Origin of the sequence: Enterococcus sp. JM9B (assembly GCF_009933265.1) — a bacterium.
Classification (GTDB): domain Bacteria; phylum Bacillota; class Bacilli; order Lactobacillales; family Enterococcaceae; genus Enterococcus_C; species Enterococcus_C songbeiensis.
Genome location: NZ_MAEK01000024.1, coordinates 56,410 through 64,758, shown reverse-complemented (window position 1 = coordinate 64,758; position 8,349 = coordinate 56,410). Strand labels below are relative to the sequence as shown.

Genomic DNA, 8,349 nt, shown 5'->3' with positions numbered 1-8,349 from the left:
TTATTTTGCTATCCAGGAGTTCTCGGGGGATTTTTTAATAGTGAAAGGTCTTTTTTTTTTGACCAAATTTAGTAATGATTTACCCCCTACCAAACTCTACATTGGAACTATACAACGTTATTTAATGTAAAACTTATTAAGTTATAATCAGATGTTTACTTATCGGCCAATTAGTGCATTACATATCTCTAGAAAAATTTTTCATTTTTTGGGATATGGTAGAAATTTTTCCAGAGTTCTTTTTAGGCATACTTACGAAGCTATTGTATTTTAGTTGCGGTTATCAATCACTCAAAGATAGCCAACAACATTCTAGATATTTTCTTTCGCCGTTTTCTCTTCCTTTTTAGTTGCTGCTGCCCATCTTCCATCATTATAAAATGGCACAACAACCCGCTCCATCCCGTTATCATCTACACACCAATATATTTATACAAGCTTAGATATCTCTTCTATATTAGTCAACTTCATGATTTTAAAACTAGACAAAAGTGTGTCTGTATTTACATTTCACTCTGTATCTACTATAATTATGTATATACTATCGGAGGTGTATATACTATGAAAAATGAAACTAAGAAGTATAAAGTTCGGAAATCTGGAAATAGTGATGTAACAACCGTACCACCAGAAGTTAAAAACTGGCTACAAGTAAATACTGGAGGATCAATTAGTTATATTTTTGAAAGCGATGGTTCCGTTAGAATGGTAAAAGCCGCTGAGGAAGTGAATGTTGACGCCATCGTTGATTCCGTGATGGAACAATACAACCAAGCAATCAAGGATTTAGTTGATCTATGAGATTTTTAACAGTCAAAGACATTGTAAAAATTAATGCAAAAGTGATCACCGAAGTTTCAAAAGGTGAAATGATAGGAATTAAGGATGCAGCTGCATTAGATATGGCGGTAAATCAGCCACAACAAGTCGTATTCGGAGAAGAATTATATCCCACCCTCTATGATAAGGCGGCAATATTAGCGATAAACTTGGCAAAAAAGCATCCTTTTCATAACGGGAATAAACGAACAGCCCTTGTTGCAATGATCACTTTTTTGATGATTAATGATTGCTCCACTTCTTTCACACAAAAAGAGGCTGTAGACTTCATAGTAAACATTACTACCAGCAATCAGAATTTCGATGAACTCAAGATGTCCGTTTCAAATTACCTTGAAACATCTGGTAAAGTGAAACGAGGATAAAGAATCAACTTAGCAAACCGTCACTCTTGAAATGGCAGAGTTGTTGATGCAGCTCTCTTTCTTTTTCTATATAATCTTCCGTCTCAAACCCCAATTTATCAAAACCTAATCGAAAATCCATTAAACACATGAATTCCTGTACCAAAATGATCCAAGTGATGATTTCTCAAATATTTAGCAGCGTGTCCGGCTTCAATCAATAGCGTTGGATTTAATCCCAATGTATTGTGAGAACCAAAAACTTTGCTGATGTTAGTCAGCTTCGAAATTCTGGCAAGTGAATCTACCAGGTCTGCAGGATTTGTCGAAGGATAAAATGCATAAATCGGTGTTTGATCGTACAATAAATCACCAGTGAATAAAAAGCGATGCTTCTCGTCCAAAATAGAAATGTGTCCTGGTGAATGTCCCGGCGTATGCAGAATTCGCAACTCTCGATCTCCAAGAGAAATGACATCATTATCTTTAAGCAAAATGCTTGGTTTTCCTGTAAACGGGCGGTAATTTTTCGGATTAAAGTTTTTAGGCGTTGGTTTTGTAATATCTCTGGCAATATCTTTTCTGATTTGTTCGATGGTTAGTCCTTGTATGCCGTGAACCATCCAATCAGCATCTTTTTCGTGAACAGCAATTTCACTGAATTCACCGTGGGAGCCAATATGATCGGTATGAACATGAGTTGTCAGTACGAGAATTTCTTTATCAGTCAGTGTGGAGACTACTTCCTTTATGTTGCTGATTCCAAGTCCGGTATCGATCAGTACAGCGCTTGTTTTTCCAATCAGCAAAAATGAGTGAACCTTTTCCCAGTGCCCATACTCACTAATCGCAAAAGTCTCCTCATTTAATTTGGTAACAGTAAACCAATCCTCTTGATACATGCTCCTTCTCCTCCTTTTAACTAAAGTATAACGTTAGTACCAGTCAGATTATATAAAATTTCCTGTTAAATTCATTTTTTTGGATAAATAAAAAATACATTGGACTCCTGAAAGTTGTTATTCACTCCTACTGGTAGGATAATAGCACTACGAGGTGATTGATATGGAAACAAAAGATCGGAAAAAGAAAATTCAAGTAAATATCGATCGAAATCTTGCGAACAATGTAGAGGCAGTTTTGGACTCGTTAGGCTTGAATCAAACGACCATGATTACAGCACTCTACAAACGGGTTGAAGCGCAAGGTGAAGTCCCCTTTTCTCTTGCTTTGACGAAAGAAGAAAAAATCAATCTTGAGCTGATGAATGCGGCTGAAAGTGAAAAAAGCCGGTCAATTGACATTGAGAGATAAGCAAGCATTGACTCGCTTTATCAAAAATTATTATAAATATGACTAAAAGCGACCCTCATCACACATGAGAGTCGCTTTTTTAGTCTTAATGTCCGCCTGGTCCGCCGCCCATTTGGCTACCAGAAACCATTTCACCTGATTGGGAAACGTTTGTTACGATATCAGATAATTCAAAGGAGCCCAGTTCATCTCCGTTGGTTTCCGTTCCTGTTTCATACAGCCCATTTGTATCCTGTGCATCCGTGGAGCCACCGCTAACGATGGTATAGGTTTTTCCTTGCGTCATTTCAGGTGTTGAAATGGCCACGAATTGATAAGTTTTACTTGGTTTAAATGTTGCAACGGTATTTCCATCACTGTCAACAATACTTACAAGGGTGTTAGCAGCTTGTGAACTGTCAAAATAAATTCCGACTGCTGCTTGGGTGGAGCTGTCACTGATATTTTGTGCCATACCTGAACTGCCGGCAGCAATCAACGTACCTCCTGACAAATCAAAGGTTCCACCATAATCCAATGCGCCATTTCCGCCGTTGGTTGGTCCGTCAACAGTGACTGTTCCTCCAGACATGGTGATATTTCCATTACTATCAAGACCATCTCCTTCTGCATTGACGGCTAAGGTTCCACCACTGATGGTCAGACTCTTGCTGTCATCTGCTTGATCCCCACCAGCACCGCCACCGCCAAAGGAATCCGCACCGAATTGTCCGGTTCCTTCATCCGTATCACTACCACCACCTGCGTTCAAGCCATCATCACTGGCAGTGACTTGGATATCTCCGCCGCTGATTGCGATCACACTGGCTTCGATTCCTTCGTAGGATTCGCTGATTGCGAGGGTTCCATCACTAATGGTTAATTCATTGTCCGCATGGATACCGTCATCACCGGTTGCAATCGTGAATTCGCCCCCTGTGATTTCTGCTGTATCATTACTGTGAAGGGCATCATCCGCACTGTCAATCGTGTACGTACCGCTTGGATACGAGAATCTTACTGCCGGCTTTGAGGCCTTTATAGCTTTCTTCTGTTGAAAGAGATTGGCTTGCTGCACCGTCTGCTGTTTTGATGGACATCTCGGCATTTTGGATGCTGACATTGGTTTCTGCTTGAATGCCATCACGACCACTGGAAATCGTAAAGGTTCCGCCATCAATGGCAATGTAACCCTTCGAGGTATCTTCCGTGTTGTTGGCTTGGATAGCGTCTCCTTCTGTAGTCGTTAAAGTATATTCCCCGTCACGAATGGAGACCGCATCTTTTCCTTTCAACGCATTATTTTTTGCAGTAATCGTATAGGTACCGGAAATTAAAACAAGATCATCCTTGCTGCGAATGCCATTGCTGTAATTACCTTCAACGTTTAATGTTCCTTCACCATTGATTACTAAATCTTCTTTACTGTAAAAAGTAGCATCCGGTTCTGTTTCATCTGCTGCTAATTGATAGTCAGATCCATCTTTTAAAGTAGTTGTAGTCCCTTTGACCAATGTAGTGACAACTTTTTCCGCACTTTGAATAGTTACTGCCGGTCCGCCGCTATTGGTGATTGAGACATCCTCGAAAATCAAACGAACCTTGTCTTCTTTTCCGGCACTGACAACCAACTGACCATTGCTTAAAGAGCCGCTGATTACGTAGGTACCGGCTTTGGTAATGGTTACGGTTTGATCCTCAACTGTTACGCCTTCTCCATCAACCGTCGAATCGTCGGATAAAGTGATCTTGGTTGCGGAAGCTTCATCATAGTCGGTAACGAGATCCTCTTCTTCGTAATTGCCGTAATACTCTGTTGTTTTTGTACTGACCGCAGTTGTCGTTGAAGAACTATTGCTGGTAGAAGTGATTTCTGTTGCCGAACTGTCTGAAGTAGATTGTTGCGAGCAAGCCGTCAAAATCAAACTTGAAAGCAGTAAGGAATAAATTAGTTTCTTTTTCATAGTGGCTCCTTTCTACAATTCATCGCGATTTGTCGCAACTTTTCCCAGTACTACTGGTAGATTGCCATTGCGAATCCGAACTGCATCAATTAATTCTTTTTCTTTTTTTTCATCTTTTAACAGTAAGATATAGCGTAATTCATAAAGACTGCCCATGGTGGTTGTCCGAACTGAATTTAATTTATTGCTGTAAGTGTAGGTTTCAAAAATATCATTGAATAAATCAGGATAATCCAAATCTTCCGGAATGGTTACTTTTAATTCTCGTTCTGCAACTTTTGAACGATCTCCAAAAGGAAAGAGATGCAAAAGAATCAAGAATACAGCAACGATACAAGAAAAAATCACACTATAGATGACATACCCCATCCCGGTGGCAATCCCAATTCCCATTGACCAGAAAATACTGGTGATCTCCCTGGACCCGCCGGCAACAGAACGAAAGCGAATCAGACTGAAGGCTCCGACAACTGCCAGACCGGTTCCTAGATTCCCGTTGACCAGCATAATCACGGATTGTACTAAAACCGGCAAAACTGCCAGTGTTACGACAAAGCTTTTGGTATAAACATTGCGGACCATATGCACGCGAGCCACTAACAGGCCTAAGGCAAGTGAGACAAGAATACAAATCAGCAGATCACTCCACTGGATACTGGTACCGGATTCGAATAAACTAGACAACATGTGTGATTTCCTCCTTGTTTCTTACAAATAAATGACGTTTAAAGGTTTCTGCGTATTTTGAAAAACTCCCTTTGCGAACTCCGTAGTTGTTCAACAATTCCACAAACCAGATTGGGTAAGCTCCTAGCGCTTTTACTTCCATCAAAACATCGATTTCTGGTGCAACCAATTCACCGTTGCTGCCTTTTTCTAAAACTAATTCCTGTGTGCGGTAGCGGATGTTTTGATCAAAAGTTACCCGAAAATCTTCCTCTTCTTTTCCAAAAAGTGACAGTCGATCGTAGGCTATCAAGGTTTTTGGTTGTAAATCAGCGTGGCGGGAAAACAGCCACGTAATTTCTTGTGCAATTTGTGAGGCGCCATTTGTAGTAAATTTGCCGGTAGCCAACCACTGGCAATACTCGCTGTAGGGAATGGGCAAGCGCCGTTTGTACACAATGCCTTTGACCTTTTTCTTGATTTCCAGAAAGACGAGGCAGTCTTCCTGAGGTACGCCATAGCTGCGGACTCGGAATTTTTCTTTGTATTTAGGTTTTTCCATTGATTTTTGAATAAATTGAAAATCTTTCGTATCAAAATATAAAGATAAAATTGTGTGTTTGCCGAATTCGTCCACTTCCATTTGTTTAGTCAATTCTTGAAAAAATGGTTCAAATTGTCCACGAGTTAATAAATACTTGGTTTCTTTACGTTGGAACACCTTTTTTAATTTCATAGCTGTCTCCTCCTGATTCTTGAGATTTTTCACCGTCAGCCAAAAAGCTGATTGCTTTGTTCTTACGATGGGATAACTTTAACGAAGCTAACTTAAAGCTAGCTTAATAGGAGGATAAACTTAAAATTCTGTGTTCATTAGTCGATTACCAATAAAAAGAAAAAGGCTGATTCCCAGTAGCACCGTTCCTACTGCAGTATAAAGAAAAAGGTAGTTGGAAGTTGCACCGGAGATTTCCAAAATGCCTTTTAGAATCATCCCAACAACGTAACTGGCTAGGCCAGAATTATACAGATTAAACGCAAAGCGATTTTTTAAGGTTCCTAAAATTTTTGAAAAAAGAATCACTCCACTCCCACCGATAAGAGGTACCAGCCAGACCCATTGCAACGAGGATGAGATGATGCCGTGACCAAAGGAATGGTAAATAAGTTGAAAAAGAAAAAGAAAGCCGGTGATTGCAAGATAGGTGTAAATTGTTTTTTTTCGATTCATGTTGTTCCTCCTAACCGATATACAAAATATCGCTGACAGAACGTTCCGAGTTACCGGTGCCACCAACGGTTTGATTGACAACTTCTCCGTTGAAATACATGGTGGTCGACCCACCGCCATCAAGGTTATAAGCGGTCTGTGCACCATGCTTTTGCAAGACTTCAGCCAATTGGCTTAAACTCAGCCCGGCACTGTCATCGGTTCGTCCTTCTGAAACTACCAATAAATAATGATTTTCTCCCACTTGAGCGATAGCAGTTCTGGGATTGCTGCCCATAGATTGAGAAACTTCATCGTTTTCATCCACAACAACTTCCCCGTTTTCTACCAAGGAAGGGCCAAAAGACAATACTTGTTGCGCTCCTGCATCGACCAATTCTTGAGCAGTCGTATCGGCTTCTTTGATGATTGAAAAATTCCCGTTTTCATCGATTACCAGATCTTGTTTGTCCGCATCCTCACTTTGAGTGTCTCGATAAAGCGTACCGTTGCGTAAAACATAGCCGGTGTCTCGAAAACCATAGTAATCCCCATTGATTGCCAAAATCGCTTGATTTTCCTCAGCCATCGCCGAAGTTGTTTCCTTGATGTTGCGGCCATAGGCATTATTGGCCAGAGCAGTTTTGAGATAGCTGGAATCACTGACTTGTACATCTGCCAAGTAGACGGTTGTGTCATTTACCCGTTCGGAAGTAATGGTTATTTGAATATTTTCGTCTTGATAACTTGTATCAGTGATCGTTGCTTCACGACTGGAGTCCGTTGTGCTTTCTGTGTTACTGGTGCTAGTACGGGAACTTTCAGTTGTGACGGTCACCGCAATGACTTCCGGTAAGACGAAAGTTTTTAATAAAATATAGGCGGCACTGCCGGAAAGAAGTAAGCCATAGATACTCGCCCACAAAAATGGTTTTTTGAAAAAATGCTTCATTCTCTCTCCCCTCCTTTAAAAACTAAGCGGCGTTGAATAGCAAAACTGGCAAAAAACAGGGTGATATCGACGATTAATTTGCAAAATAAAATTGATCCAATAAAAATCGACAAGGTGGATACCCCTAACCAGCTAAAAAAGAGCTGTGCGGTAAATAAAATTCCATATTTAAAGAAGGAATGCGTGTCTTTTTGTTTTTGGAAAACGAATTGTCGATTAATCCGATAGTTATACAGTCCTGATAATAAGCGGGCAATCAAGGTTGCAACTAACAGCGTTTGCGGATTCTCACTGCCAAACAGTAACACTAATCCGTAAAAGAGACTTAGGTCAACAAAAGATGACGTAACAGATGAAAAAAGAAACCTCAGTAAAGGTTGATAAACGAGAAACGAATCCTGCAACGGACGAAAATGAGATTGCTTGTTCTTGTCTTCATAAATCGTTTCGATGGACAGTGTTTTAATTTGGTAGTTTTCCATAGGTAATTCCAAAAGTTGGTTAATCTCATATTCAAACCGTTCACCGGAAATTCTTACGAGATCCGGAATACTGGCAAAAGAAAAGCCTCGTAAACCAGTTTGAGTGTCCTGCAGACGAATTCCGGATGCAAGAAAATAAAAGCCGCTGGTCAGCCGATTGCTGAAAAAACTACGAAAAGGTGTTTCCTTATATGAAAAATTGCGAACGCCCAATAAAATTTCGCGGGGTCTCAATTGAGGTACTTCTTTCAATAGGCGCTGAATGTCGGCAATACTGTGCTGTCCGTCTCCATCCGCTGTAACGATACCAACAGCCTCTGGAAAGGAATCAAAAATATAGCGTAAGCCGGTTTTAAGGGCGTGTCCTTTGCCCTTGTTGTAAGGATAACTGATAAAATGAATCCGCGGGTGACGCATTTGATCAAAAACCATCCTATATGCCCCGCCGCTACCATCGTCAACAATGACCAGCTCACTGGAAATTTCTCGAATCAATTCGTTGATAAAAAGGACGGTTTTTTTCGTCGGTTCATAGATTGGTATTAATAGAATCGGTTTCATGGTTCTTCACCTGCGCTTTTCTTAGATTGTCTTTTAT

9 protein-coding genes and 1 pseudogene are annotated in these 8,349 nt (G+C 40.4%); 3 read left to right on the top strand and 7 right to left on the bottom strand.

What is annotated here, in order from left to right; genetic code table 11:
• The first annotated feature begins 561 nt into the window (after window positions 1–561).
• Together BAU16_RS06880 and BAU16_RS06875 are read left to right on the top strand one after the other, a co-directional pair.
• Window positions 562–801 (top strand): addiction module antitoxin, encoded by a 240-nt coding sequence (locus BAU16_RS06880; RefSeq protein WP_048605271.1) that lies wholly within the window; start codon window positions 562–564, stop codon window positions 799–801.
• Window positions 798–1,205, top strand: coding sequence for a type II toxin-antitoxin system death-on-curing family toxin (locus tag BAU16_RS06875; RefSeq protein ID WP_048605270.1), 408 nt, complete (start codon window positions 798–800; stop codon window positions 1,203–1,205). Before BAU16_RS06880 ends, BAU16_RS06875 begins: the two co-directional genes overlap by 4 nt.
• A 98-nt stretch (window positions 1,206–1,303) precedes the next feature.
• Here the strand turns inward: BAU16_RS06875 and BAU16_RS06870 are convergent, their stop codons facing one another.
• Complete coding sequence (locus BAU16_RS06870; RefSeq protein ID WP_161526778.1) at window positions 1,304–2,086, bottom strand: MBL fold metallo-hydrolase; 783 nt, start codon at window positions 2,084–2,086, stop codon at window positions 1,304–1,306.
• A gap of 163 nt (window positions 2,087–2,249) precedes the next feature.
• On the opposite strand from BAU16_RS06870, the gene BAU16_RS06865 reads away from it, so the two are divergent.
• Window positions 2,250–2,498 carry a type II toxin-antitoxin system RelB/DinJ family antitoxin gene (locus BAU16_RS06865; RefSeq protein WP_137605216.1) on the top strand — a complete coding sequence of 83 codons (249 nt, stop codon included), beginning with the start codon at window positions 2,250–2,252 and terminating at the stop codon, window positions 2,496–2,498.
• A gap of 85 nt (window positions 2,499–2,583) precedes the next feature.
• Here the strand turns inward: BAU16_RS06865 and BAU16_RS06860 are convergent.
• From BAU16_RS06860 to BAU16_RS06835, 6 genes and pseudogenes are all read right to left on the bottom strand, one after another.
• Window positions 2,584–4,441: pseudogene (locus BAU16_RS06860) on the bottom strand (carbohydrate-binding domain-containing protein).
• 12 nt (window positions 4,442–4,453) lie between these two features.
• Entirely contained in the window at window positions 4,454–5,128 is a 675-nt protein-coding gene (locus tag BAU16_RS06855) for a DUF4956 domain-containing protein (protein ID WP_048605266.1), read from the bottom strand.
• On the bottom strand, window positions 5,118–5,843 hold the full coding sequence (locus BAU16_RS06850; RefSeq protein ID WP_137605213.1) for a polyphosphate polymerase domain-containing protein: 726 nt from the start codon (window positions 5,841–5,843) through the stop codon (window positions 5,118–5,120). The genes BAU16_RS06855 and BAU16_RS06850 overlap by 11 nt, the downstream gene beginning before the upstream one ends.
• A 120-nt stretch (window positions 5,844–5,963) precedes the next feature.
• Window positions 5,964–6,338: a hypothetical protein gene (locus BAU16_RS06845; RefSeq protein WP_048605264.1), complete on the bottom strand. Its 375-nt coding sequence runs from the start codon at window positions 6,336–6,338 to the stop codon at window positions 5,964–5,966.
• 10 nt (window positions 6,339–6,348) lie between these two features.
• Complete coding sequence (locus tag BAU16_RS06840) at window positions 6,349–7,269, bottom strand: phosphodiester glycosidase family protein (RefSeq protein WP_137605212.1); 921 nt, start codon at window positions 7,267–7,269, stop codon at window positions 6,349–6,351.
• Window positions 7,266–8,312 (bottom strand): bifunctional glycosyltransferase family 2/GtrA family protein, encoded by a 1,047-nt coding sequence (locus tag BAU16_RS06835; protein ID WP_137605211.1) that lies wholly within the window; start codon window positions 8,310–8,312, stop codon window positions 7,266–7,268. The genes BAU16_RS06840 and BAU16_RS06835 overlap by 4 nt, the downstream gene beginning before the upstream one ends.
• Between the last annotated feature and the right edge of the window lie 37 nt (window positions 8,313–8,349).

Coding starts and splice junctions, on each gene's coding strand:
- BAU16_RS06850 (WP_137605213.1), bottom strand. CDS start 5,843: ATGAAATTAAAAAAGGTGTTCCAACGTAAAGAAACCAAGTATTTATTA.
- BAU16_RS06835 (WP_137605211.1), bottom strand. CDS start 8,312: ATGAAACCGATTCTATTAATACCAATCTATGAACCGACGAAAAAAACC.
- BAU16_RS06865 (WP_137605216.1), top strand. CDS start 2,250: ATGGAAACAAAAGATCGGAAAAAGAAAATTCAAGTAAATATCGATCGA.
- BAU16_RS06855 (WP_048605266.1), bottom strand. CDS start 5,128: ATGTTGTCTAGTTTATTCGAATCCGGTACCAGTATCCAGTGGAGTGAT.
- BAU16_RS06875 (WP_048605270.1), top strand. CDS start 798: ATGAGATTTTTAACAGTCAAAGACATTGTAAAAATTAATGCAAAAGTG.
- BAU16_RS06870 (WP_161526778.1), bottom strand. CDS start 2,086: ATGTATCAAGAGGATTGGTTTACTGTTACCAAATTAAATGAGGAGACT.
- BAU16_RS06845 (WP_048605264.1), bottom strand. CDS start 6,338: ATGAATCGAAAAAAAACAATTTACACCTATCTTGCAATCACCGGCTTT.
- BAU16_RS06880 (WP_048605271.1), top strand. CDS start 562: ATGAAAAATGAAACTAAGAAGTATAAAGTTCGGAAATCTGGAAATAGT.
- BAU16_RS06840 (WP_137605212.1), bottom strand. CDS start 7,269: ATGAAGCATTTTTTCAAAAAACCATTTTTGTGGGCGAGTATCTATGGC.